The sequence below is a fragment of the Streptomyces alboflavus genome (genome assembly GCF_000716675.1).
In the GTDB taxonomy this organism is placed as follows: Bacteria; Actinomycetota; Actinomycetes; order Streptomycetales; family Streptomycetaceae; genus Streptomyces; species Streptomyces alboflavus.
This window is the reverse complement of sequence record NZ_JNXT01000014.1, coordinates 93,133-117,248: the sequence shown is the minus strand read 5'-3', so window position 1 is coordinate 117,248 and position 24,116 is coordinate 93,133. Positions and strand designations below refer to the sequence as shown.

The following is a 24,116-nucleotide window of genomic DNA, read 5'->3' as shown; positions in this document are numbered from 1 at the left end:
CGTGCGCTCGCGGTCTCAGTCGCTCGTGAGCACGACGAGCCGCTGCGTCGCCCGGGTCATCGCGACATAGCGGTCCACCGCCCCCTCGATGCCCTCGCCGTACGACTCCGGGTCGATGAGGACGACCAGGTCGAACTCCAGACCCTTCGACAGCTCCGGGGTGAGAGACCGGACCCGGGGCGTCGCCGGGAGCGCGCCGACCTCGGTGGCACCCGTGGTGATGACGCAGACGGTCCCGTCGGCGTGCGTGGCCAGCCAGTCGTCGAGGACCGTGCCGAGGTCCGCGACGGATCCGTGGACGACGGGCAGGCCGCTGCTGCGGATGGACGTCGGCACGTTGGCGTCCGGGATCGCGGCCCGGATCACCGGCTCGGCCTCCGTCATGATCTCTTCCGGGGTGCGGTAGTTGACGGTCAGGGAGGCCGGCCTGATCCGGTCGAGTCCGGCCCGCCCGAGGCGCTCCTCCCACGACTCCGTGAACCCGTGCCTGGCCTGCGCGCGGTCGCCGACGATGGTGAAGCTGCGCGACGGGCAGCGAAGGAGCAGCATCTGCCACTCCGCGTCGGTCAGTTCCTGCGCCTCGTCCACGACGACGTGCGCGAACGGGCCCGCGAGCCGGTCCGCGTCGGCGGTGGGCAGGGCGTTCTCGTCGATCAAGCTGTCCTGGAGGTCCTTGCCGCGCAGCATCCGCACCGCGCCCTCGCTCTCGTCCCCGGCCGAGTCGATGTCGGCGGCCGTGACGATCTCGTCGATGACGCGGGACATGCGCTCGCGCTCGGCGGCGACGGCGGCGGCCTTGCGGCGCTTCAGACGGGCCGCCTCCGGGTCGCCGAGCCGCTGCCGGGCCGCGTCCAGGAGCGGCAGGTCGGACACCGTCCAGGCATGCGGCGCTTCCTTGCGCTGGAGCCTGTGCACCTCGTCGCGGTCCAGCCAGGGCGCGCACATCCGCAGATAGGCCGGGACCGTCCACAGGTCGGAGACCAGGTCGGCGGCCTCGAGCAGCGGCCACGCCCGGTCGAGAGCCGTGACGAGGTCGCGGTCCTGGCGCAGCGCGCGCAGGAACAGCTCGGGTGAGACGCCGTCCTCCTCCTCGTCCATCCCCTGCTTGTCCATCAGGATCGACGCGAGCTCCTCCCAGATCTGCTCCCGCGCCTCGTTGTGCGGAGTACCGGAGCCCGGTGCCCCGAACGCCTCGGCCCAGTCGTCGGCGCTCACCCGGACCTCGGCCCAGGGCGTCGAGACGGTCATGGCCTGGGTGGGCGGCTCCTCGTAGAACGCGACGGCCTTCTCGATGGCCCGCACCATGCCCGCGGACGACTTCAGACGGGCCACCTCCGGGTCGGCTTCGGGCTCCGCCGCCGCGCCCTCGGCGACGAGGTCCCGCAGGGTGCAGGTCTGGACGCCGTCCTCACCGAGGCTGGGCAGGACGTCGGCGACGTATCCCAGGTAGGGCTCGTGCGGGCCGACGAACAGGATGCCGCCGCCGCGCCGGTGGTGGCCGAGGCGGGGGTCGGAGTACAGGAGGTACGCGGAGCGGTGCAGGGCGACGACGGTCTTGCCCGTTCCGGGGCCGCCGTCGACGACGAGGGCGCCGCGGGAACCCGCGCGGATGATGGCGTCCTGGTCGGCCTGGATGGTGCCGAGCACATCACGCATCCGCTCCGACCGGTTGCTGCCGAGGCTCGCGATGAACGCGGACTGGTCGTCGAGCGCCGCGTGGTGCTCGAGGCCGTCGGCGGTGAACACCTCGTCCCAGTAGTCGCTGATCCGCCCGCTGGTCCAGCGGTACCTTCGGCGGCTCGCCAGGCCCATCGGACGGGCGTGCGTCGCCGCGAAGAACGGCTCGGCCGCGGGGGAGCGCCAGTCGATCAGGAGCCTTCGCCCCGAGCTGTCGGTGAGGCCGAGCCGCCCCACGTACAGGGGCTCGGGGTCGTCCGCGCCGACGACGCGCCCCAGGCACAGGTCAAGGCCGAAGCGGCGCAGGGCGCGCAGCCGTGCGGTCAGCCGGTGGACCTCCGCGTCCCGGTCCAGACCCTGGCGGCCGATGCCGCCGGGTGCCCTGCGCACGCTGTCCAGGCGGTCGGACAGCTCGGCGATCGTCTGCGCGAGGGTCTCCGCGATGGCCGCGAAGTGCTGCTCGTCGTCGGCGATGAGCGCCGGGTCGGCCTTGGCGTCGAGTCGGTCGGGCAGGTTGAACGCACTGGTGGTCAGGGGGGTCATGCTGGGTGAATCTCCCGTTTCCGCAGGTCGGGCTGGCTGAGGTCAGCGATTCTGCGGTACGACGGGGGCCTTGCCGCAAGCCCCCCGGTGCGCTATAAGTTAAGAGTGGCAAGGAGCGGGTGTTCTCCTTGCTTTCTTTTTTGCCCGGCTTCTCCCGGGCCGAGCGGCCTCCGTCGGCGGGTCACGTCAGCGGGTCAAGACGTCTCCACCAGCCGGAAGGCCAGGCACACCACGAGGGTGCCGTCCGTGACGGACACCCCCTGCCGCGCCCAGTAGCGCAGATGCCCCGAGCGCCAGTCCGCGAGGTCCGCGAAACCCTCCCCCTCGGCGTCGGCGTGCACCCACGTCACCTCCGCGAACGGCAGCACCCGCACGCCGACGATCTCGACCGTGGTCACGCACGCGCCGGAGTCGTCCAGGACGGCCAGACGCTCGCCGGGATACTCAAGCCCCTCGGTCTCCTTGGCGTAGTCGGCGAGGAGACCCGTCGTGGTCGTCTTCGCCCCCGCCAGGACGAGGCTGTTCAGCTCGGCCCGCATCGCCCCCGGGACGCCCAGTTCCAGGGAGCGCATTCCATTGACCCGCGGCCACATCGTCCTCGCCTCACCCGCATCGCCCGCCCCGCAGAGGGGATCCGACCGCACCAGTGTGCCCGAGCTGCCGCGGCAAGAACCCCGTTCTCCCGATGCCCGGGTCGCGTGACAACTCCTTGACAGGTCAGTCCTGTTGAGCAACTCTGCTGGCCATGGAGTGGACTGGCGTACGTTACGTGGACCAGCCGACCGTCGAGGTGCGCACCTGGATCGACGCGCCGCCCCACCGCGTGTGGGACCTCGCCACCGACATCACGCTGATGCCGGACCGCAGCGGCGAACTGCGGGCCGTGGAGTGGCTGGACGGCGCCGCCGCCCCGGCCCCGGGAGCGCGCTTCGCCGGGCACAACGGACACGAGGCCTTCGGCGCGTGGACCACCACGTCCCACGTCGTCGAGTGCGAGCCGCCCCACGTCTTCGGCTGGGCGGTCACCGACCCCGAACGCCCCAGCGCCTCCTGGCGGTTCAGCCTGCGGGACCGCGACGGCGGCACCGAGCTGACGCACTGGATGCGGATGGGCCCCGGCCCTTCCGGCCTCTCGCTCGCGATCGAGCGGGCACCGGAGAAGGAGCAGAAGATCGTCTTCGTACGGATGCGGGAACTGGAGCGCGGGATGAGCGCCACCCTCGACACCATCAAGGCACTCGCCGAGGGGGACGCGTGATGCGCACGGCGACCACCGTCGAGGCGTCCGGCGCCGACTGGCAGGACACCGTCACCTACGTCACCGAGGCCGAGAAGCTGGGCCTCGACACCTGCTGGGTCGCCGAGGCCTGGGGCGCCGAAGCGCCGTCCCCGCTCGGCTATCTGGCCGCCCGCACCCACCGCATCCGGCTCGGCTCCGGCGTCATCCAGCTCGGCACCCGCACGCCCGTGGCCATCGCCCGCGCCGCGATCACCCTGTCGAACATCTCCGACGGCCGGTTCCTGCTGGGCCTCGGGCCGTCCGGACCGCAGGTCGTCGAGGGGCTGCACGGGGTCCCCTTCGACCGGCCGCTCGCACGGATGCGGGAGACCGTCGAGATCGTCCGGCAGGCGGTGGCCGGGGAGAAACTCGCCTACGAGGGGCGGGAGTTCACCCTGCCGCTGCCGGGCGGCGACGCCCGGCCCATGCGCCTGGCGATCCGCGCCGAGCACGACCTGCCCGTCCACCTCGCCACGCTCTCACCCCGCATGCTCCGCCTCACCGGCCGCGTCGCCGACGGCTGGCTCGGCACCGGCTTCGTACCCGAAGGAGCCAAGGAGGCCTACTTCGACCACCTCGACGCCGGGCTCGCCGAAGCGGGACGGACCCGCGCCGACCTGGACATCTGTCAGGGCGCCGAAGTGGCGTTCGCCGACGACGAGGACGGCCTGCGCGCGCTGGTCGGCGGGCGCAAGAAGGAACTCGCCTTCAGCCTGGGCGGCATGGGCACGGCGGCCACGAACTTCTACAACGACGCGTACAGCCGCCAGGGCTGGAGCGAGGTCGCCGCCGCGGTGCGCGACCGCTGGCAGGCCGGCGACCGGGACGGCGCCACGGCGCTGATCAGCGACGACATGGTCCTCGCGACGACGCTCATCGGCACCGAGGACCGGGTGCGCGAACGGCTGCGGGTGTGGCGGGCGGCGGGAGTCACCACCGTCCGCCTCTACCCGGCCGGAGCCACCCTCGCCGACCGCCTCACCACCCTGGGCCGCGCTCTGGATCTCGTACGGGATGCCGAACGGCGGGAACAGAGCCCAGGGTCGGTGAGAGGTGAGGGGAGTGGGCCCGGGCAGGGGCGGGTGGAGGGCGGGGCGTAGGCCAGACCTGCCGCGCCCCCCTGCCGCAGTCCCCTACGCCTCGCCCACCCGCGCGAACAGCGGGCGCGCCGCCGGGAGGCGGCCGTCCGTCGGCGCGCACTGCGCCGCCACCCGCGCCGCGGACTCCGGCAGGAACGGGCCGAGCTGGTCCGCGACCGTGCGACACGCCCCGACCAGCGCCGCGAGGACCTCGTCGAGCCGGTCGCCCGCAGCCCGGTCGCCCGCGCGCTCGGCCCTGGCCAGCTCCCACGGCCGCGTACCGTCGACACAGCGGTCGGCCTCCTGGACGATCCGCCACACGGCGGCCGTCGCCCGCCGGAAGTCGAAGTCCGCGAGGGCGTCGTCGACCTGGCCCCGCACCTCACGACAGACGGCCGCCAGGCGTTCCGTGCCCTCGGCCGGGGCGCCCTCGGCCGTGCTCCGCTCCGGCACCCGGCCGTCGCGGAAGCGGTGCGCCATCGTCACGACCCGGTTGACGAGGTTCCCGAGCCCGCCCGCGAGGTCGGCGTTCGCGCGCGCCACCAGCCGCTCCCGGGTGAAGTCGGCGTCCCCGACCCGGGGCACCTCGCGCAGCAGCCACCAGCGGACCGCGTCCGTGCCGAACTCCGCCGCCAGCTGGGCCGGATCGACGGTCGTGCCACCGGACTTGCTGATCTTGCGGCCGTCGACGGTGAGGTAGTCGTGCACGAGGATGTCGGTGGGCAGCGGCAGACCGGCCGACAGGAGCATCGCGGGCCAGTACACGGCGTGGAAGCGGACGACGCCCTTCCCGAGCAGGTGGCTGCGGCGCGTCGCACCGGTCCACCACCGGTCGTACGCGGGGTCGTCGGTGCCGTACCCGAGGCTCGTCACATAGTTGCCGAGCGCGTCCCACCACACGTACACGACCTGGTCCGGGTCGTCGGGCACGGGGATGCCCCAGCCGCGGGCACGGGTCTGCGAGCGCGACACCGAGAAGTCGTGCAGACCGCCCTCGATCAGGGCGAGGACCTCGTTGCGGCGGACGGCGGGCTCGATGCGCAGACGGCCGGACGTGATCAGTGCGTGCAGCTGGTCCGCGTACCGCGACAGGCGGAAGAACCAGTTCTCCTCGGCGACGGGCCGGGGCGCCGTGCCGTGCTCGGCGCAGCGGCCGCCGACGAGTTCGGCCGGGGTGTAGAACTGCTCGCAGCCGACGCAGTACAGGCCTTCGTAGTGCTTGCGGTACAGGTCGCCGGAGGCTGCGCACCGCCGCCAGAGCCGCTCCACGCCGACCCGGTGGCGCGGGTCCCGGCTGGTCCGGATGAAGTCGTCGAACGACAGGGCGAGCGGGTCGCGCAGCGCGGCGAACGCGTCCGCGTTGCGGTCGACGAAGTCCTGCACGGGGACGCCCTCGGCCTCGGCGGCGAGGACGTTCTTCAGGGAGTTGTCGTCCGTGCCGGTGAGGAAGCGGACCCTGTCCCCCCGGTGGCGGCGGTGCCGGGCCAGCACGTCGGCCTGCACGAGTTCGAGGGCGAAGCCCAGGTGGGGGCGGGCGTTGACGTACGGAATGGTCGTCGTGACGTAGGTCGTACGGGGTGTGGTCATGGGAGCCTCCAGGATCTCCGTGCGATCTCCGGACGGGAGAGGCGGGGCTCCGTGCCGTGTCACAGGTCGAGGCCCCGTCTCGGGGCCTCGGGCACGCTCGTGTCCGGTGTCAGCAGCCCCGTCGGCGGGGCATCATGGCGACGCGGAACTCTGGCGTGATCATGCGGGGATGCTAGCAGCGCGGTGCGCGGCCGGGCCTGTCGTTTTCCGTCGGGTACGGGGCGCCGGGCAGCGCCGACGGGTACGTGCCGGGGCCGACCACGGGGTCGGTTACCTGCCAGACCGCGGACCCCGCCCCCTGGTGGACTGAGGCGCGCACTCAGCGCGCCCACATCGATGTGTCGATACATCGATGTGTCTTCTCCGCAGGAATCCCGCGGGAACCCCGTAGGAATCCCGCAGGAACTCCCCGCCAGGACGGACCCACCCATGCCGCACACCCGCACGACCACCGCCGAGCGCTCCGGCGCGGATCCCCGCTCCCCACTGATCAGTTGGCTCGCCGTCTGCTCGGTCACGGCGGGGCTCTTCGCCATCGTCACGGTGGAGATCCTGCCGATCGGCCTGCTCCCCGAGATCGGCCGCAGCTTCGACGTCACGGACGGCACGGCCGGACTGACGATGACGATGCCGGGCTTCCTGGCCGCGCTGTCCGCGCCGCTGGTGACGACGGCCACGGCTCGCGTGGACCGGCGGGTCATGCTGTGCGCCTTCATGGCGCTGCTCGCGCTCGCGAACTTCGTCGTGGCGGTGGCACCGGCGTACTGGCTCGTCCTTGTCTCCCGGGTCCTGGTCGGCGTGACCATCGGCGGGTTCTGGTCGATCGGGGCCGGGCTCGCGGGGCGGCTCGTGCCGCCGGAGTCCGTCGGCAGGGCCACGGCGGTGATCTTCTCCGCGGTGCCCCTCGGATCGGTGCTCGGCGTGCCGCTCGGCACCTTCCTGGGGGAGGCCGCAGGATGGCGAACAGCCTTCACCGTCATGGGAGTTCTCAGCGTGGTCGGCTGCGGCGCCATGGTCCTGGTGCTGCCGCCGCTGGCACCGGAGAAGGCCCTTCGCGCGAGCGTCCTGCGGGCCGCGCTGCGCGGCTCGGACACCCGCTGGGCGCTGCTCGTGACCTTCCTCGTCGTCCTGGCGCACTTCGGTGCCTATACGTACGTCACGCCGTTCCTGCGGCAGGTCACGGACGTGGGCCCGGGCGTGGTCACCGTGTTCCTGCTGGCGTACGGGGCCGCGGGGATCGCCGGGAACTTCCTCGGGGGCGCCGCGGTGGCCCGCCGCCCGCGCGCCGCGTTCGCGGTGGCCGCCGGGCTGATAGCTGCCGCGGCCCTGCTCCTGCCCGTGCTCGGGGAACGGCCGGGCGGGGCGGTGGCGCTGCTCGTCGTGTGGGGGGTCGCGTACGGCGCCGTGCCGGTGTGCTCGGGGGCCTGGTTCGCGGCGGCGGTGCCGCGTTCGCCGGAGGCGGCGTCGGTGCTCTTCACCGCGTCGTTCCAGGCGACGATCTCGCTGGGGGCGCTGGCCGGTGGCGCCGTGGTGGACGGGGCGACGCCGTCGGCGGTGATGGTGCTCGGCGGGCTGACCGCGGCGGTCGGGGTGGTGGCGGTGGGGCTGCGGCGGTGACCCGGGGGCCCGCCGCGCGGAGACCAGGGGTGGCGGTGCCCACCATGCGGCGGTGAGCGCCGGCCCCCCCATGCCCCGGCGACCGTCAGACGGCGGCCGCGAGCGCCTCGAACTGCGCGTCGGTCAGGGTGATCTCCGCGGCGGCCGTGTTCTGCTCCAGGTGGGCCACCTTGGACGTGCCGGGGATGGGCAGGACCACCGGCGAGCGGCGCAGCAGCCAGGCGAGGGCGAGCTGGGACGGCGAGGCGCCGTGCTCCTTGGCGGCGGCGTCGAGCGGGCCGCCCGGGCGGGCCAGCTCGCCGGTGGCCATCGGGAACCACGGGATGAAGGCGATGTTCTCGCGCTCGGCGTACTCGAGGACGTCCTCGGAGCCGCGGTTGACCAGGTTGTACTGGTTCTGCACGGACACGATCTCGGCGTGCTCGCGGGACTCCTTGAGCTGATCCACCGTCACCTCGGAGACGCCGATGTGGCGGATCTTGCCCTCCTTCTGGAGCAGCACCAGCTCGCCGAGCTGGTCGGCGAGCGGGACCTGCGCGTCGATGCGGTGCAGCTGGAACAGGTCGATGCGCTCGACGCCGAGGTGGCGCAGGCTCAACTCGGTCTGCTGGCGCAGGTATTCGGGGCGGCCCACGGCGCGCCAGTCGTCCGGCCCCGACCGGGTCAGACCGGCCTTGGTGGCGATGACCAGGTCGTCGGCGTAGGGGTGCAGGGCCTCGCGGATCAGCACCTCGTTGACGATCGGGCCGTAGGAGTCGGCGGTGTCGATGAACGTCACGCCGAGCTCCACGGCGCGCCGCAGCACGCGAACGGCCTCGTCCCGGTCCTTGGGCTCGCCCCAGACGCCCGGTCCGGTGAGTTGCATCGCGCCGTAGCCGAGCCGGTTGACGGGCAGGTCGCCGCCGAGGGCGAAGCTGCCCGAGGCGTCGGCGGGGCGCGAGGTGTTCGAGGTGCTCATGGGAGCGGTCCTTTCACGGCGTGCGTACGACAAGATGTGTGACTCCGAACCTATGTGCAAGAACGCGCGAACAACGGATTCGGCCGTGCGGGGGCAGCCGTCCGACGTGACGTCGGAAAGGCGGGCGCCCGGCACCCCTCGCAGCCGCGGCCGCCCGGCGTCACGTCGGACAGGACAGGACCTAAGCCGCTGGTGGGAGAGGGCGAGAACAGGGCGCCAACCCGGTCGGCGCGTTCCTGCCCGTCGTCGGCCTCGGGCGCCGGGCGTCGGGCGCCGAAGGAAGCTGCCCCGTGCCATAGGGATCCCATGAGAAGTCCGCTGACAGCCATTCGATATCCAATGATCGGCGGGGAATATCCACGCCTCCTCCAAGCCCCCCAAAGGCCACCCGCCACGGCGCCCCGCCGTCGCGCGGGGGCGCCGGATATTCCCGGGGCTCGGCGGAAATAGTGCCGGTGACCTCGGGGTTGGGTGCACACATGCGGCAGCGGCACCCCCGTCGCGCCATGGCCCTGGAGGACCTCATGAAGATCGGCATCATCGGCGCGGGCAACATCGGCGGCAATCTCACCCGGCGCCTGACGAAGCTCGGGCACGAGGTGTCCGTGGCGAACTCCCGGGGGCCCGCGACCCTCACCGCCCTGGCCGAGGAGACCGGCGCCACGCCCGTGACCGTCGCCGAGGCCGCGCGCGGCGCCGAGCTCGTCGTCGTCACCATCCCGCTGAAGAACGTCCCCGACCTGCCGTCCGGCTTGTTCGACGGGGCCGCCGACGGACTCGCGGTGCTCGACACCGGCAACTACTACCCGGGGCGCGACGGCAGGATCGACGCCATCGAGGACGACGGCGTCACGGAGAGCCGCTGGACCGAGCAGCACATCGGCCACCCGGTCATCAAGGCGTTCAACGGCACGTACGCCCAGGACATCCTCGACAAGCCGCTGCCCGCGGGCGACCCGGAGCGCATGGCGCTGCCCGTCGCCGGTGACGACGAGGCCGCCAAGAAGGTCGTCCGCGACCTGATCGACGAGCTCGGATTCGACACCGTGGACGCGGGCGGCATCGACGAGTCCTGGCGCCAGCAGCCCGACACCCCCGTCTACGGTCTGCGGGCCGGAGTCGCCGCCGTCACCGACGCGCTCGCGGCGGCGTCCCCCGAGCGCCCGGCGACGTTCCGGGCGTAACGGTCACGGCCGCCTCCGTCTCGGGGAAGTGGCAGGCCACCTCCCGCGCCTCGCCCGGCATCCCGATGCGCAGGACCGGTGCCTCGGCCCGGCAGATGTCCTGCGCCTTGGGACACCGGGGGTGGAACGTGCAGCCCGGCGGGGGCGCGGCCGGGCGACGGGGGCTTCCCCTGCTCGAACGAAGCTGAGAGCTAGGGGAAGGGTCGCCCAGGAGCGTGATGCGCTCCCTGGCCCGCTCGGCCGCCGGGTCGGGCAGCGGCACGGCGGAGAGCAGCGCCCGGGTGTAGGGGTGCGCGGGGGCCGCGTACACGCGCTCCTTGGCGCCGATCTCGACGATGCGGCCGAGGTACATGACGGCGACCCGGTCGCAGACCCGCTTGACCACCGACAGGTCGTGGGCGATGAAGAGGTAGGCGAGGCCGAGCTCCCGCTGCAGGCGCTCCATCAGGTTGACGATCTGGGCCTGGACGGAGACGTCGAGTGCGGAGACGGGCTCGTCGGCGACGACGAGGCGAGGACCGGTGGCGAGCGCCCGGGCGATGCCGACGCGCTGGGCCTGGCCGCCGGAGAACTCGTGCGGATAGCGGTCGCCGTGCTCGGGGATCAGCCCGACGAGCTCCATGAGTTCGAGGGCGCGCCTGCGGGCGTCGGCGGCCGGACTCCCCTGGACCAGCAGCGGATCGGCGATGATCCGGGCGACGGTCTGGCGCGGGTTGAGGGAGGAGTGCGGGTCCTGGAAGACCATCTGGATCTCGCGGCGCAGCGGCCGCAGTTCGCGCTGCGACAGATGGCTGATGTCGCGGCCGTCGTAGTGGACGGTGCCGGTGGTGGGCTCCAGGAGCCGCACGATGGTGCGGCCGGTCGTGGACTTGCCGCAACCGGACTCACCGACGAGGCCGAGTGTCTCGCCCTCGGCCACGTCGAAGCTGACGCCGTCGACGGCCCGCACGGCAGCCGTGCCGCGCCGCCCGGCCGGGAAGGACTTCGTCAAGTCCCGTACGGACAGGAGCGGGTGCTGGTCCGTCGTGGTGGGCCGGTTCGCTGGGGTCATGAGGGGGCGCCTTCGTACGAGGGGAAGTGGCAGGCGGCCGGATGGCCGGCCGGGCCGCCGAGCGGCGGCCGCTGGGTCTCGCACCGCAGCCGTTCGTCCGCGGTGGCGGCCGTGGCCCGGGGACACCGGGGTGCGAACGCGCAGCCGGGGGCGGGGGCGAGCAGCGATGGCGGGCTGCCGGGGATGGCCCGCAGCGGCTCGTCGTCGGCGTCGTCCAGACGCGGCAGGGAGTCGAGCAGGCCCCGGGTGTAGGGGTGCGCCGGGGTCGCGAACAGCGCGTCCACCGGGGCCTGTTCGGCGGCCCGGCCCCCGTACATCACGAGTACGTCGTGGGCGACCCGGGCGACCACGCCCAGATCGTGGGTGATCATGACGACGGCGAGCCCCCGGTCCTGTTGCAGACGGACGATCAGATCCAGGATCTGCGCCTGCACCGTGACGTCGAGAGCCGTCGTGGGCTCGTCCGCGATGAGCAGCTCGGGCTCGCACGCGAGCGCCATCGCGATCATCACGCGCTGACGCATGCCGCCGGAGAACTGGTGCGGATACGCGCCCGCCCGGCGCGACGGCTCGGGGATGCCGACCTCGGCGAGCATCTCCACAGCACGCCGACGGGCTGCCGCGCGCCGGGAGCCGAAGTGCACGCGGTGGTGCTCGGCGATCTGCTCGCCGACCGTGTAGTAGGGGTGCAGGCTGGACAGCGGGTCCTGGAAGATCATCGCCATGCGGCGGCCGCGGAGCCGGTTGAGGCCGCGCTCGTCGAGGCCGACCAGCTCCTGGCCGTGCAGCCGGACGGAGCCGGTGACGTCGGCGCCGGTGTGCAGGCCGAGGATCGCGAGGGAGGTGACGGACTTGCCGGATCCGGACTCGCCCACGATGCCGAGCGTCCGCCCCCGGCGCACCTCGAAGGAGAGCTGGTCCACGGCCCGGACCCGGCCGCGTCCGGTCGTGAACGTGACGCCCAGATCCCGCACGGACAACAGGGGTTCGTCCCGCTCGACCGGCGTGGGCGCGTCCTCGGGGGAGGGCAGGGTCATCAGAACCTCACTCGCGGGTCGACGACGGCGTACAGCAGGTCGACGGCCAGGTTGGCGACGACGATGAAGGCGGCGGCGAGCAGTGTGACGCCGAGGATGACCGGCTGGTCGCCGGTGGACAGGGCGCCGTGGAAGAGCCGTCCGATGCCCGGCAGGCCGAAGATGGACTCGGTGATGACGGCGCCGGCGAGGAGCCCGCCCAGGTCCATGCCGAAGAGCGTGAGGATCGGCGTCATCCCCGCCCGCAGGCCGTGCTTGACGACGACCTTACGGCGCGGCAGACCCTTGGCGCGGGCTGTGCGGATGTACGGCTCCGCCATCGTCTCGATCATCGAACTGCGGCTCTGGCGTGCGTACATGGCCGCGTACAGGATGGCGAGCGCGAGCCAGGGGAGCAGCAGGTTGGACGCCCAGTCGACGGGGTCGGAGCCGAAGGGCACGTAACTCGGATAGGGCAGCAGGTCGGCCGTGCGGATCAGGCCGTAGATCAGCATCATCGACGTGAAGTACACGGGAAGCGATGCGGCGCCGACCGCGCCGACCATCAGGAGCCGGTCGGTGAGGGTGTCCTTGCGCAGCGCGGCCGTCACGCCCGCGGTCAGGCCGAGCGCCAGCCACAGCACGGCCGCGCCGAGCGCGAGCGAGGCGGAGACCGGCAGGCGGTCCATAAGCAGGCCCCACACGGCCTCGCTGTTCTCGTAGCTGTAGCCGAGGCACGGGACGTCGCACCGCAGGGCGTACTGGCCGGTGCCGATGGTGCGGCCGGTGAAGATGCCCGAGAGGAAGTCCCAGAACTGCCGCCAGATCGGCTGGTCCAGGCCCATGTTGGCGCGGATCGCCGCGAGCCGGTCGGCGCTGCACGACTTGCCGCAGGCCGCGGCGGCCGGGTCGGACGGCAGGACGTAGAAGATGGTGAAGGTGACGGCGGCGACGGCGACGAGCACGCCGGTCACGCCGAGCAGGCGGCGGCCGATGTAGCGGATCATGTGCGGCTGCCCCTCGGGTCGAGGATGTCCCGCAGCGCGTCGCCGAGCAGGGTGAACGCGAGCACGGTCAGGAACAGACAGGTGCTGGGGATGACGAAGTACATGGGGTCCGTGTCGTAGAAGGCGACGCTCTCGGCGATCATCTGGCCCCAGGAGGGCGTGGGCGGCCGGACGCCGACGCCGAGGTAACTCAGCGCCGCCTCGGTGGCGATCATGCCCGGGATGATCAGGGTGGTGTACGCGATGACGGGCCCGGCGACGCCGGGAAGGATGTCGCGGGTGAGGATCCGCCAGGGCCCCGAGCCGCCCACGCGGGCCGCGTCGACGTACTCGCGGTGCTTGAGCGAGAGGGTCTGGCCGCGCACCACGCGGGCGATGCCGGGCCAGCCGAACAGGCCGATCACGGCGGTCATCAGGAGGACCCGGTTGACGTCCTTGGCCACCGACATCATCGCGATCATGAAGATGAGGGAGGGGAAGGACATCGTCAGGTCCATGATCCGGCTGAGCACGGCGTCGACGCGGCCGCCGAAGTAACCGGCAGCGACCCCGGCCGCCGTGCCCGCGATCACGACGATCGCCGTGGCCGCGAAGGCGATGAGCAGCGAGACCTGGGCGCCGTGCACGACCCGGGCGAACAGATCGCGTCCGGTGACGGGTTCGACGCCCAGCCAGTGGTCGGCGGAGATCCCGCCGAGCGGCCCGATGGGCTGCCCGCCGAGATAGGGGTCGACCGCGGTCTTGTCGAACTCCTCGGGTGACCAGCCGCCGAGCGCGCTCAGCAGGGGAGCGGCGATCGCCATGACGGCGAACAGCGCGACGATGACGAGGGAGACCTTCGCCGAGGTGCGGCGGCGCAGTTCCGCGCGGGCGAGGCGCCAGGGGCCGCTGCCCGCGGTGGCCGGTGCCGGTTCCTGGTCCGGTGTCGGTGCCGGTGTGGGGTCGGGTGCCGGTGCGGGTTCGGGTGTGGGTTCGGGTGTCTTCGGGGTGAGGGTGGTCATGGTCGCGGGTGCCCCTCAGCCGTTGCTCTTGGACGGGTCCTTGAGGCCGACCGTGGCGTAGTCGAGCTGGCCGCCGAACGACGTCTGGCCGTACGCGCCCGCGACGTTGCTGCCGAGGACCAGCGGCCAGCGGCGCACCAGGACCGGGACGGCCGGGGCCTTGGCGAGGATCTCGCCGTCCAGCTCCCGCCAGGCCGCGCCCGCCTTCTTCGCGTCCGTCATGGCGGCGATCTCGTCCATGCGCTTCATGGTCGGCCTGTCGCGGAACAGCGAGTGGTTGCCGGTGTTGCCCTTCTCCTTGATGTAGCGGCCGTCGAAGACGAAGGGCAGGAAGGTCGACCCGGACGGGTAGTCCGGGCACCAGCCCGTGTAGACGAGGTCGGTGCGGTTCTCGGTGTCGCCGATCGTGGCGTAGAACGCGGACGGGTCGACGGTCTCGATGGTCACCTTGATGCCGGCCTTGCCGAGCGACTCCTGTATCGCCTCGGCCCGGCCCTTGTCGCCGGTGGAGACGGTCATCTTGGTGCTGAAGCCGCCCGGCTTGCCCGCCTCCTTCAGGAACTGCTTGGCCTTGTCGACGTCACCCGCGACAGGGATCTTCAGGGTGTCGGGCTGCTTGCCGCCGAAGAGGGACGCGGGCATGTAGGCGGTGGACGGGTCGTTGAAGGCGGGGCCGCCGGACGCGGTGAGCACCGACTCCCGGTCGAGGGCGTACTGCACGGCCTGACGGACCTTCACATCGGTGAACGGACCGCGCCCGGTGTGCATCTGGACCATGTCGGTGCAGTTCGTGGACTCGGCGACGAGCCGCTTCTTGACCTCGGCGCTCGGCAGCACCTTGGCGGCGCTCTCCGGCCGCACCGCACCCCAGGAGACGGCGGAGGCGTCGGCGCCCTGCGAGGCGATGAGCCGGTCGTCGATCTGGTTGGCCTTGAGGCCCATCACCATCACGAGCTTGTCCGGGTGGGCCTTGCGGACCGCGTCGGTCGAGGCCTTCCAGTGCGGGTTGCGGGCGAGCACCAGCTTCTTCCCGCGCTGATACGACTGGATCTTGTAAGGCCCCGACGAGAAGGGCCTGTTGTCGTACCGCGGCCCGTTGTCCCGCTTCCTGGGCACCGGTGCGAACGTCGGCATGACCGTGACGTTGCGGAACTCCGCGAAGGGCTTGCGCAGTTCGAAGACGATCGTGTGGGCGTCGGGGGTCTTGACCGAGTCCAGGTGCTCGCCCTCGGCCGGGCCCTGGTAGCCCTTGGCCCCGGCGAGGTAGCGGGCGGCGTAGTCGGCGCCGCCGGGCAGGTCGGGGGAGAAGGACCGCTCGACGTTGTACTTGATGTCCTGGGCGGTGACCGGCGTGCCGTCCTCGTACTTGATGCCCTTCTTGAGGCGGAAGGTCCAGGTCCTGGCCCCGTTGGAGGGGGTGCCGAGGTCCGCCGCGAGGTCGGGGACCAGCTCGCCGCCCGCGGTGCCGGGGGCGGCCCTGTACGTGACGAGGGTGCGGTAGAGCAGCCGGGTGCCGAAGTCCATGTCGCTCATGACCCAGTTGCGGGCCGGGTCGAGGTGGGTGAAGTCCTGGTTGGACAGGACGGTCAGGGTGCCGCCGCGCTGCGGAGTGCCGCCGACCACGGCCCCGGCGTTGAGGGTCGCGGGGTTCTTGCCGCCCCGTCCCTTGCCCGCCGTGGAGCCGGAACAGCCCGCCGTGCCTAGGGTGACGGCCGTCGCCAGGACGGCGGCGACAGCGGTGAGGGTGCGCTTGTTCATCAGTGGTCACTCCGAGAACAGTCGGCCAGCCCCGAGGTGGCTGGAATGTGACCGGTAACATAGTAATGTGAAATTGTACTGGCAAGGCATCGACTCGTCCGTTACTCACCTGTGTCCGAAGGGGTCCCAGTGAACGAGCCCGCGTCGACCGGCATCCGCACGGTCAGCCACGACCTTCCCGAATCCCCCGAGTTCGCGTCCTTCATGGCCGGCGACTGGGCCCCGAGCCCACTGCCCGACGGCATCCGGCTGCCCGCCGCCGACCTCACCCCGGCCCGCCGCGCCCGCCTCTCGGCCCGCTTCCCCGGCGAGCGACTGATCGTCCCGGCAGGGGAGTTGAGGGTCCGCTCCAACGACTGCGACCACCGCTTCCGCCCGCACAGCGCGTACGCCTGGCTGACCGGGCTCACCGGCGAGGACCAGGCCGGTCACGTACTGGTCCTCGAACCGGACGGGCCGCGCGGCCACGAGGCGGTGCTTCATCTGCGTCCCCGGTCGCCGCGCACCGACAACGGCTTCTACCGGGACCGCCGTTACGGCGAGTTCTGGGTGGGCCGGCGCGCCGACCTCGCGGAGGCCGAGCGGATGACCGGCGTCCGCTGTGTGCCGCTCGCCGAACTGCCGCCGGGCAGGAACGCCGCCTCCGACGGCGAACTCGCCACCGTGCTCAGTGAGTTGCGCCTGGTCAAGGATCCCTGGGAAGTGGGCCAGCTGCAGCTCGCCGTCGACCACACCACGACCGGGTTCGAGGACGTCGTGCGCGCCCTGCCGTGCGCCCTCGGCAAGCCGCGCGGCGAGCGCTGGATCGAGGGGGTCTTCGGTCTGCGCGCCCGCGCCGAGGGCAACGGCACCGGTTACGAGACCATCGCCGCGTCCGGCGCCCACGCCTGCGTCCTGCACTGGATACGCAACGACGGCCCCCTGGACGCCCGCGAACTGCTGCTGCTCGACGCGGGCGTGGAGACCGACACCCTCTACACCGCCGACATCACGCGCACCCTGCCGCTGTCCGGGCGCTTCTCCCCGGTCCAGCGGCAGGTCTACGAACTCGTCCTCGCCGCGCAGGACGCGGGCATCGCCGCGCTGCGGCCCGGCGCCGCCTTCCGCGACTTCCACCGGGCCGCGATGCGCGTCATCGCCGAAGGGCTCGCGGAATGGGGGGTGTTGAAGAACGCCGAGGGCGAGTTCCACCGGCGCTACACCCTGTGCAGCAGCGGCCACATGCTCGGCATCGACCTGCACGACTGCGCCCAGGCCAGGGCGGAGGCCTATCTCGACGGGGTGCTCGAGGAGGGCCAGGTGCTCACCGTCGAGCCCGGCCTCTACCTCCAGCCGGACGACGAGACCCTGCCGCGCGAACTGCGCGGCATCGGCGTGCGCATCGAGGACGACCTCGTCATCACGGCGGACGGGGCCCGCCTGATGTCCGGCGCGCTGCCGCGGACACCGGACGGCGTGGAGGAGTGGATGGGTGCGCTGATGGAGGGCTGAGACAGGGGCGGCGGGGGCCGGGTGGCTCAACGGTCGCCGGGGCGCAGGGGCGGCCCTGCGCCCCGGGGCGGACGGCCGAACCGGGGACGGCTCGTGCGAAACCCTTGGCATCGTCAGTGCCATGTGAAATATTACTGACGTGCTCACGAGAAACTCCTCGGACGTCATCGTCGTCGGCGCGGGCGTCGTCGGCGCGGCCTGCGCCTACTACGCCGCGCAGGCCGGTCTCACCGTCACCGTGGTCGACCGCGGCCCGGTCTCGGGCGGCACCACCGGGTCGGGCGAGGGCAACCTCCTCGTCTCCGACAAGGAGCCGGGGCCCGAGCTCGAACTGGCCCTGCTCTCCACCGAGCTGTGGCGGGAGCTGACCCGACTGCTCCCGCCGCAGATCGAGTACGAGACCAAGGGCGGCCTGGTCGTCTCCGCCGACGAGGACGGGATGCGCGCCCTGCGCGACTTCGCGGCCGGACAGGAGAAGGCCGGGGTGCGGGCCGAGGAGGTCGCGCCGGACCGGCTCCACGACCTGGAGCCGCATCTGGCCCCCGGCCTCGCGGGTGGCTTCCTCTATCCCCAGGACGCCCAGGTCATGCCCGCCCTGGCCGCCGCCCACCTGCTCAAGGCGGGCGGCGACCGGGTGCGCCTCAGGCTCGGCGAGGAGGTCACCGGCCTGCTCGCCGGCGGCCACGGCGAACTGCGGGGGGTCGCGACGACGACCGGGGAGCTGTACGCCGGGTACGTGGTGAACGCCGCGGGCACCTGGGGCGGCGAGGTCGCCGCGCTCGCGGGCGTGGACCTGCCGGTCCTGCCCCGCCGCGGCTTCGTCCTCGTCACCGAACCGCTGCCGCGCGTGGTGCGGCGCAAGGTGTACGCGGCCGACTACGTCGCCGACGTCGCCAGCGGCTCGGCGGCCCTTCAGACCTCGGCGGTCGTCGAGGGCACCGCGGCGGGCCCCGTCCTGATCGGCGCGAGCCGGGAGCGGGTCGGCTTCGACCGCACCCTGTCCACGGAGGTCCTGCGGCGCCTCGCGGCCCAGGCGACCGCCCTGTTCCCGGTCCTCGCCGGGGTCCGGGCGATGCGTACGTACGCGGGGTTCCGGCCCTACCTCCCCGACCACCTGCCCGCCATCGGACCCGACCCGCGCGTCCCCGGCCTGCTGCACGCCTGCGGGCACGAGGGCGCGGGCATCGGGCTCGCCCCGGCGACCGGCCTGATCGTGGCGCGCTGTCTGACCGGCGGCCGACCGCCCCTGGACGCGAGCCCGTTCGACCCCGGCCGCTTCATGCCCACCACCTGAGCCGTCACCACGTCGAGAGGAGGCCCGCCGTGGCCCGTGCCCGTACCCCCGCCGACCTGGTCGGCGCGCAGCCAGGACCGCCGTTCGAGATCACCTTCGACGGCCGCCCCGTGTCCGCGCTGCCGGGGCAGTCCGTCGCCGCCGCGCTGTGGGCCGCGGACATCCTCGCCTGGCGCACCACCCGCGTGGGCGGCAGGCCGCGCGGCGCCTTCTGCGGCATCGGACAGTGCTACGACTGCCTCGCCACCATCAACGGCTCGCCCAACCGCCGGGCGTGCCTGGTGCCCGCACGCCCCGGCGACGCGATCACGACCCAGGAAGGACACGGCCATGAGCACCTCGGCGTCTGACCCGGCGGCGGCCCCGGAAGCGGCCGGGCCCGCCGAGCCGTCCGGTCTGTACGACCTCGCGGTGATCGGCGCGGGCTCCGCCGGTCTCGCCGGGGCGGTCACCGCCGCCGAACTCGGCCTGTCCGTCGCCCTGTTGGACACCGCGACCGGAACCGGCGGGCAGTTCTACCGCCACCCGGCACCGGCCGCCGGAGCCCTGCGTCCCGAAGCCCTGCACCACGACTGGTCCGCCTACGCCGGGCTCCGCCGACGCCTGGAGGCGAGCACGGTGACCCGCCTCGGCGGGCACCACGTGTGGACGGTGTCCCGGGAGGGCGGCTCCGACTCCAGGGAGAGCGGTTCCGCGGGCGGCCCTGCGGGCGGCTTTGCGGGCGGCGAGGGGCCGTGGACCGTGCACGCCGTCACCGGCGCCGACGGGTGCGCCGAGCGGCCGGTGAGGGTGCGGGCCCGTGCGGTACTCCTCGCCACCGGCGCGTACGAGCGTCAACTCCCCTTCCCCGGCTGGACGTTGCCGGGCGTGGTGGGCGCCGGGGGAGCGCAGGCCATGCTCAAGTCCGGCCTCGTGCTGCCCGGCAAGCGGGTCGTCGTGGCCGGGAGCGGTCCGCTGCTGCTCGCGGTCGCGTCCTCGCTGGCCGCCGCCGGGGCGCGGGTGCCCGCCGTCGTCGAGGCGTCCGGCTATCTGGCGTACGTACGGCACCCGAGGGTGCTCGCGGCCAACCCGCACAAGCTGGCCGAGGCGGCGCTTCACGGCGGCATCCTGCTGCGGCACCGGGTGCGGCTCCGCACCCGCAGCGCCGTCACCGAGGTGCACGGCCGCGACCGGGTGGAGGCCGTCACGGTCACCCGGCTCGACCGCGACTGGCGGCCGCTGCCGGGGACCTCGCGCCGGATCGCGTGCGACGCGCTCGCTGTCGGCCACGGCCTCGTACCGCAGATCGAACTGGCCACGACCCTCGGCTGCGCGACCCGCGCCACCCCCGACCGCACCACGGCCCTCGTCCTGGACGACCTGCAGGAGACCTCGGTGCCGGACCTGTGGGCGGCGGGGGAGGCCGGCGGCATCGGCGGAGCACAACTGGCGCGTGCCGAGGGGGAGTTGGCTGGTCTCGCGATCGTCTCCCGGCTGCGCGGGCGGCCCGCCCGCGGCGGTCGCGTCGGGAAGCTCCAGCGGCGCCGCGACCGCATGCGCGCCTTCGCCGACGCCATGGCCGCCGCGCACGCCCCCGGTCCCGGCTGGTCGCGCTGGCTCACCGACGACACGGACGTGTGCCGGTGCGAGGAGGTGACCGCGGGCACCGTCCGGGCGGCCGTCGCCGACCTCGGCGCCCGCGACGCGCGCACCGTCAAGCTCCTCACCCGCGCGGGCATGGGCTGGTGCCAGGGGCGGATGTGCGGGGCGGGCGTGGCCTGCCTCGCGGCGGGCGCGGGGCCGGGGGAGCCGCCCGCCGAGCGCCGCCCGCTGGCGGTGCCGGTGCCGCTGGGGGCGCTTGCCGCGCTCGACGGGGCCGCCGTCGGGCCGGTCGGCGAAGGACCCTCGGCCGGACCCGGCGACGGGCCTGCCGCCTGACCCGCCGACCGGCCCGCCATCTGCCCCGGCGGCGAGAACCGTCACCTGCCCCGGCGGCGAGAACCGTCACTTGGTCCGGCGGCGACAACCGCCGCCGGACCGCCCACCCACTGCCCGCACCCCCTTGTGGCCACCGCACTTCCCTCAATAAAATGTCACACACTATAGAGAGGTCGTCCGTCATGACCGACACCGCCTGGAACACCACCCGCCCCTGGCGCGGCATCATGGTCGCCACCGCCCTGCCGCTCCGGGACGACCGATCCGTCGACCACGACGCGTACGCCGAGCACGTCCGCTGGCTCATCGACAACGGCTGCGACGGCGTCGTCCCCAACGGCTCGCTCGGCGAGTACCAGACCCTCACCGACGAGGAACGCGCCCGCGTGGTGCACACGGCCGTCGAGGCGGCGGGTGACGCCGCCCGCGTCATGCCCGGCGTCGCCGCGTACGGCAGCGCCGAGGCCCGGCGCTGGGCCGAGCAGGCCGCCGCGGCCGGCTGCGGCTCGGTGCTCCTCCTGCCCCCCAACGCCTACCGCGCCGACGAAGGCGCCGTGCGCGCCCACTACGCCGAGGTCGCCAAGGCCGGGGTGCCCGTCGTGGCGTACAACAACCCGATCGACACCAAGGTCGACCTCACCCCCGCCCTGCTCGCCGAACTGCACCGGGACGGGGCGATCGTCGCCGTCAAGGAGTTCACCGGCGATGTGCGCCGGGCCTACGAGATCGCCGAACTCGCCCCCGAACTCGATCTGTTGATCGGCGCGGACGACGTGCTGCTCGAACTCGCCGTGGCCGGGGCGGTCGGCTGGATCGCGGGCTACCCCAACGCCCTGCCCGCCTCCTGCGCGGAGCTCTTCCACGCCGCCGTCGCCGGTGACCTGGCCACGGCCCTGCCCCTCTACCGCTCCCTGCACCCCCTGCTCCGCTGGGACTCCAAGACCGAGTTCGTCCAGGCCATCAAGTTGTCCATGGACATCGTCGGCCGCCCCGGCGGCCCCGTGCGCCCGCCGCGCTCCCCGCTCTCCGGCGAGGACGCGAGGCGCGTGCGGGAGGCCACCGAGAAGGCCGTCGCGCACGGCCACCGCTGACCGTGACGGCGCGGCACCGGCCTCGACCGACCGGCTCCGAGCCGACCGCAACCGCCCGCTTCCGAAAGGACCTTCCGTGCGTACGCGTCACGTCTTCCACGCCGTCGACTCGCACACCGAGGGCATGCCCACGCGCGTGATCACCGGTGGTGTCGGGGTCATCCCCGGCACCACCATGGCCGAGCGCAGGCTGCACTTCATCGAGCACATGGACCACCTCCGCACGCTCCTCATGTACGAGCCGCGCGGCCACGCCGCGATGAGCGGGGCGATCCTGCAGCCGCCCACCCGCCCCGACGCCGACCACGGCGTGCTGTTCATCGAGGTCTCCGGCCTCCTCCCGATGTGCGGCCACGGCACCCTCGGCGTCGCGACCGTCCTGGTGGAGACCGGCCTGGTCCCCGTCACCGAACCCGTCACCACGGTGCGCCTCGACACCCCGGCGGGGCTCGTCCCGGTCGACGTGCGCGTCGAGGACGGCGTCGCCCGGTCCGCCACGTTCACCAACGTGCCCGCGTTCAGCGTCGGCCTGGAGCACAAGGCGGAGGTCCCGGGCTTCGGGACGGTCACCTACGACCTCGCCTTCGGCGGCAACTTCTACGCCTTCGTCGAACTCGACGCCCTGGGCCTGCCGTTCGACCGCGCCCGCAAGAACGACCTGCTCGCCGCGGGGCTCGGCCTCATGGACGCCATCAACGCCTCACCGGACCGCCCCGTCCACCCCGAGCGGCCCGACATCGCCGGGGTCAAGCACGTCTACCTGGCCGCGCCCGGCTCCGACGCCCACCACTCGCGGCACGCCATGGCCATCCACCCGGGCTGGTTCGACCGCTCCCCGTGCGGCACCGGCACCTCGGCCCGGATGGCCCAGCTGCACGCACGCGGCGAACTGCCCCTGGACCGCGACTTCGTGAACGAGTCCTTCATCGGTACGAGGTTCACCGGCCGGCTCGTCGCCGAGGCCGAGGTCGGCGGGGTGCCCGCCGTCGTACCGACCATCACCGGGCGCGCCTGGGTCACCGGCACCGCCCAGTACTTCCTCGACCCGGACGACCCCTTCCCCGGAGGATTCCTGCTGTGACCGCCGTGTCCCCGCTGTCCGCGACCGCGTACCGCTCCGTCAACCCGGCCGACCCCGACGACGTGGTCCTGCGCTTCAGCGCCCCCGGTGCCTTCGCCGCCGTCGACACCGTCGAGCGGGCCCGCGCGGCCCAGGCGGGCTGGCTGCTCGCCGGGGCGGCCGCCCGCTCGGCCGCCCTCGGCGCCGTCGCCGCCGCCGTCGAGGCCGCGGCGGCGGAACTGGCCGCGCTCGCCGTGCGCGAGGTGGGCAAGCCCCTGACCGAGGCCCGGGCCGAGGTCGCGCGCACCGCCGCGATCTGGCGGTACTACGCCCAGACCCCCTACGACCCCGTCGGCGCCGTCCACGAGACGGCCGCCGGTGCCGGGCTCCTTCTGAGCCGCCGTCGGCCGCACGGCGTCGCCGGACTCATCACCCCGTGGAACTTCCCCTTCGCCATCCCGAGCTGGAAGGCGGCCCCGGCGCTCGCCGTCGGCAACGCGGTCGTCCTCAAGCCCGCCCCGCAGGCCACGGCCTGCGCCCAGCGCCTCGCCGAGATCGTCCAACAGGCGCTGCCCGCCGGGGTGTTCACCGTCCTGCCCGGCGACGCCACCGAGGGCAACGCGCTCGTCTCCGCCTCCGACGTGGTCTCCTTCACCGGCTCCACCACCGTCGGACAGGCCGTCGTGCGCACCGCCACCGCCCGTGGCATCCCCGTCCAGGCCGAGATGGGCGGCCTGAACGCGGCCGTCGTCCTGCCGGACGCGGACGTCGAGCGGGCGGCCGCGCACATCGCCGCCGCGATCGCCGGGTACGCGGGTCAGAAGTGCACCGCCACGAGCCGTGTGATCGCCGTCGGCGCGGCGCTCGACCCGCTGCGCGAGGCTCTCGCCGAGGCGTTGCGGGCCGTGCCGGTCGGTGACCCGGCCGACGTGGCGACCGTGTGCGGGCCGCTCATCGACGCGCGCGCCCGCGATCAGGTCGTCGATGCCGTGCACGGCCTGCGGGTGCTCGCGGGCGGTACCGTGCCGGACGGGGCCGGGTGGCACGCGGCGCCGACCCTGGTGGAGGGTGCTCCCCCCGGTCATCGGCTGCTGTGCGAGGAGGTCTTCGGGCCCGTCGCGGCTCTGCTGCCCGCGGAGAGCCTTGAGCACGCGGTCCGGATCAGCAACTCCGTGCCGCACGGTCTTGTCACCTCGCTGCACACCGCCGACCTGGACGCTGCCCTGGGTGGGCTCGACCGGCTCGACACCGGCATGGTGCGGATCAACGCTCCGTCCACCGGGGTCGACTTCCACCTGCCGTTCGGTGGGACGAAGGCTTCCAGCCATGGGGCGCGTGAGCAGGGGCGGGTGGCCCTGGAGTTCTATGCGGCCACCCGGACCTACACGTTGGCGCCCGCGAAGGTGGCGTGACGCCGCGGTCCGTGGTGTGTCTCCTGCGGGTCCGGTGGGGGCTGGTCGCGCAGTTCCCCGCGCCCCATACGGGGCCCGGTCCCGGTGTCGTCCC

General features: G+C 73.3%; 20 protein-coding genes. 11 read left to right on the top strand and 9 right to left on the bottom strand.

Annotated elements, in window-relative coordinates; translation table 11 throughout:
- Nucleotides 1–15 precede the first annotated feature (15 nt).
- Nucleotides 16–2,220 (bottom strand): RNA polymerase recycling motor ATPase HelR, encoded by a 2,205-nt coding sequence (gene helR, locus OO63_RS13090; RefSeq protein WP_030359586.1) that lies wholly within the window; start codon nt 2,218–2,220, stop codon nt 16–18.
- Between the two features lie 194 nt (nt 2,221–2,414).
- Entirely contained in the window at nt 2,415–2,792 is a 378-nt protein-coding gene (locus tag OO63_RS13085; protein ID WP_199819508.1) for an ASCH domain-containing protein, read from the bottom strand.
- A gap of 173 nt (nt 2,793–2,965) precedes the next feature.
- Between OO63_RS13085 and OO63_RS13080 the strand changes: the two genes are divergently transcribed.
- The gene (locus OO63_RS13080; protein ID WP_030359584.1) at nt 2,966–3,478 is read left to right on the top strand and encodes an SRPBCC family protein; all 513 of its coding nucleotides are present in this window, start codon (nt 2,966–2,968) and stop codon (nt 3,476–3,478) included.
- Nucleotides 3,478–4,599 carry an LLM class flavin-dependent oxidoreductase gene (locus OO63_RS13075; RefSeq protein WP_051810811.1) on the top strand — a complete coding sequence of 374 codons (1,122 nt, stop codon included), beginning with the start codon at nt 3,478–3,480 and terminating at the stop codon, nt 4,597–4,599. Before OO63_RS13080 ends, OO63_RS13075 begins: the two co-directional genes overlap by 1 nt.
- 33 nt (nt 4,600–4,632) lie before the next feature.
- On the opposite strand, the gene OO63_RS13070 is transcribed toward OO63_RS13075, so the two are convergent.
- On the bottom strand, nt 4,633–6,165 hold the full coding sequence (locus tag OO63_RS13070; RefSeq protein WP_030359582.1) for a methionine--tRNA ligase: 1,533 nt from the start codon (nt 6,163–6,165) through the stop codon (nt 4,633–4,635).
- Between the two features lie 429 nt (nt 6,166–6,594).
- Between OO63_RS13070 and OO63_RS13065 the strand changes: the two genes are divergently transcribed.
- On the top strand, nt 6,595–7,782 hold the full coding sequence (locus OO63_RS13065) for an MFS transporter (RefSeq protein WP_078619107.1): 1,188 nt from the start codon (nt 6,595–6,597) through the stop codon (nt 7,780–7,782).
- Nucleotides 7,783–7,867: 85 nt separating this feature from the next.
- On the opposite strand, the gene OO63_RS13060 is transcribed toward OO63_RS13065, so the two are convergent.
- A complete protein-coding gene (locus tag OO63_RS13060; protein ID WP_030359580.1) occupies nt 7,868–8,740 on the bottom strand; it encodes an aldo/keto reductase in 873 nt (290 codons plus the stop codon).
- Nucleotides 8,741–9,264: 524 nt separating this feature from the next.
- Here OO63_RS13060 and OO63_RS13055 point away from each other — a divergent pair.
- Entirely contained in the window at nt 9,265–9,924 is a 660-nt protein-coding gene (locus OO63_RS13055; RefSeq protein ID WP_030359579.1) for an NADPH-dependent F420 reductase, read from the top strand.
- Here OO63_RS13055 and OO63_RS13050 read toward each other — a convergent pair.
- The 5 genes from OO63_RS13050 to OO63_RS13030 are packed head-to-tail and all read right to left on the bottom strand — an operon-like array spanning nt 9,869 to nt 15,757.
- Complete coding sequence (locus OO63_RS13050; RefSeq protein WP_078619106.1) at nt 9,869–10,975, bottom strand: ABC transporter ATP-binding protein; 1,107 nt, start codon at nt 10,973–10,975, stop codon at nt 9,869–9,871. The genes OO63_RS13055 and OO63_RS13050 overlap by 56 nt on opposite strands.
- The gene (locus OO63_RS13045) at nt 10,972–12,012 is read right to left on the bottom strand and encodes an ABC transporter ATP-binding protein (RefSeq protein WP_051810810.1); all 1,041 of its coding nucleotides are present in this window, start codon (nt 12,010–12,012) and stop codon (nt 10,972–10,974) included. Before OO63_RS13045 ends, OO63_RS13050 begins: the two co-directional genes overlap by 4 nt.
- Nucleotides 12,012–12,998 (bottom strand): ABC transporter permease, encoded by a 987-nt coding sequence (locus OO63_RS13040; RefSeq protein ID WP_030359576.1) that lies wholly within the window; start codon nt 12,996–12,998, stop codon nt 12,012–12,014. Before OO63_RS13040 ends, OO63_RS13045 begins: the two co-directional genes overlap by 1 nt.
- Nucleotides 12,995–13,999, bottom strand: a complete 1,005-nt coding sequence (locus OO63_RS13035; protein WP_078619105.1) for an ABC transporter permease — start codon at nt 13,997–13,999, stop codon at nt 12,995–12,997. Before OO63_RS13035 ends, OO63_RS13040 begins: the two co-directional genes overlap by 4 nt.
- Nucleotides 14,000–14,014: 15 nt before the next feature.
- Entirely contained in the window at nt 14,015–15,757 is a 1,743-nt protein-coding gene (locus OO63_RS13030; RefSeq protein WP_030359574.1) for an ABC transporter substrate-binding protein, read from the bottom strand.
- Nucleotides 15,758–15,886: 129 nt separating this feature from the next.
- On the opposite strand from OO63_RS13030, the gene OO63_RS13025 reads away from it, so the two are divergent.
- The 7 genes from OO63_RS13025 to OO63_RS12995 all read left to right on the top strand — a co-directional run bounded on the left by OO63_RS13025 (nt 15,887) and on the right by OO63_RS12995 (nt 24,022).
- Nucleotides 15,887–17,248 (top strand): aminopeptidase P family protein, encoded by a 1,362-nt coding sequence (locus tag OO63_RS13025; RefSeq protein WP_030359573.1) that lies wholly within the window; start codon nt 15,887–15,889, stop codon nt 17,246–17,248.
- A 139-nt stretch (nt 17,249–17,387) separates the two neighbouring features.
- A complete protein-coding gene (locus OO63_RS13020) occupies nt 17,388–18,542 on the top strand; it encodes an NAD(P)/FAD-dependent oxidoreductase (RefSeq protein ID WP_030359572.1) in 1,155 nt (384 codons plus the stop codon).
- 29 nt (nt 18,543–18,571) lie between these two features.
- Nucleotides 18,572–18,892, top strand: coding sequence for a (2Fe-2S)-binding protein (locus OO63_RS13015; RefSeq protein ID WP_030359571.1), 321 nt, complete (start codon nt 18,572–18,574; stop codon nt 18,890–18,892).
- Nucleotides 18,873–20,459 (top strand): NAD(P)/FAD-dependent oxidoreductase, encoded by a 1,587-nt coding sequence (locus tag OO63_RS13010; protein WP_051810809.1) that lies wholly within the window; start codon nt 18,873–18,875, stop codon nt 20,457–20,459. The genes OO63_RS13015 and OO63_RS13010 overlap by 20 nt, the downstream gene beginning before the upstream one ends.
- A 182-nt stretch (nt 20,460–20,641) precedes the next feature.
- Nucleotides 20,642–21,550, top strand: coding sequence for a dihydrodipicolinate synthase family protein (locus OO63_RS13005; RefSeq protein ID WP_030359569.1), 909 nt, complete (start codon nt 20,642–20,644; stop codon nt 21,548–21,550).
- Between the two features lie 76 nt (nt 21,551–21,626).
- On the top strand, nt 21,627–22,631 hold the full coding sequence (locus OO63_RS13000; RefSeq protein WP_030359568.1) for a proline racemase family protein: 1,005 nt from the start codon (nt 21,627–21,629) through the stop codon (nt 22,629–22,631).
- Entirely contained in the window at nt 22,628–24,022 is a 1,395-nt protein-coding gene (locus tag OO63_RS12995) for an aldehyde dehydrogenase family protein (protein ID WP_051810808.1), read from the top strand. The genes OO63_RS13000 and OO63_RS12995 overlap by 4 nt, the downstream gene beginning before the upstream one ends.
- Nucleotides 24,023–24,116 lie beyond the last annotated feature (94 nt).

Excerpts from the sequence above, each read along its gene's own strand:
- OO63_RS13030 (WP_030359574.1), bottom strand. The coding sequence starts at position 15,757 with ATGAACAAGCGCACCCTCACCGCTGTCGCCGCCGTCCTGGCGACGGCC.
- OO63_RS13080 (WP_030359584.1), top strand. The coding sequence starts at position 2,966 with ATGGAGTGGACTGGCGTACGTTACGTGGACCAGCCGACCGTCGAGGTG.
- OO63_RS13045 (WP_051810810.1), bottom strand. The coding sequence starts at position 12,012 with ATGACCCTGCCCTCCCCCGAGGACGCGCCCACGCCGGTCGAGCGGGAC.
- OO63_RS13040 (WP_030359576.1), bottom strand. The coding sequence starts at position 12,998 with ATGATCCGCTACATCGGCCGCCGCCTGCTCGGCGTGACCGGCGTGCTC.
- OO63_RS13055 (WP_030359579.1), top strand. The coding sequence starts at position 9,265 with ATGAAGATCGGCATCATCGGCGCGGGCAACATCGGCGGCAATCTCACC.
- OO63_RS13065 (WP_078619107.1), top strand. The coding sequence starts at position 6,595 with ATGCCGCACACCCGCACGACCACCGCCGAGCGCTCCGGCGCGGATCCC.
- OO63_RS13050 (WP_078619106.1), bottom strand. The coding sequence starts at position 10,975 with ATGACCCCAGCGAACCGGCCCACCACGACGGACCAGCACCCGCTCCTG.
- OO63_RS13060 (WP_030359580.1), bottom strand. The coding sequence starts at position 8,740 with ATGAGCACCTCGAACACCTCGCGCCCCGCCGACGCCTCGGGCAGCTTC.
- OO63_RS13035 (WP_078619105.1), bottom strand. The coding sequence starts at position 13,999 with ATGACCACCCTCACCCCGAAGACACCCGAACCCACACCCGAACCCGCA.
- OO63_RS13075 (WP_051810811.1), top strand. The coding sequence starts at position 3,478 with ATGCGCACGGCGACCACCGTCGAGGCGTCCGGCGCCGACTGGCAGGAC.
- OO63_RS13085 (WP_199819508.1), bottom strand. The coding sequence starts at position 2,792 with ATGCGCTCCCTGGAACTGGGCGTCCCGGGGGCGATGCGGGCCGAGCTG.
- OO63_RS13010 (WP_051810809.1), top strand. The coding sequence starts at position 18,873 with ATGAGCACCTCGGCGTCTGACCCGGCGGCGGCCCCGGAAGCGGCCGGG.
- OO63_RS13070 (WP_030359582.1), bottom strand. The coding sequence starts at position 6,165 with ATGACCACACCCCGTACGACCTACGTCACGACGACCATTCCGTACGTC.
- helR (WP_030359586.1), bottom strand. The coding sequence starts at position 2,220 with ATGACCCCCCTGACCACCAGTGCGTTCAACCTGCCCGACCGACTCGAC.
- OO63_RS13005 (WP_030359569.1), top strand. The coding sequence starts at position 20,642 with ATGACCGACACCGCCTGGAACACCACCCGCCCCTGGCGCGGCATCATG.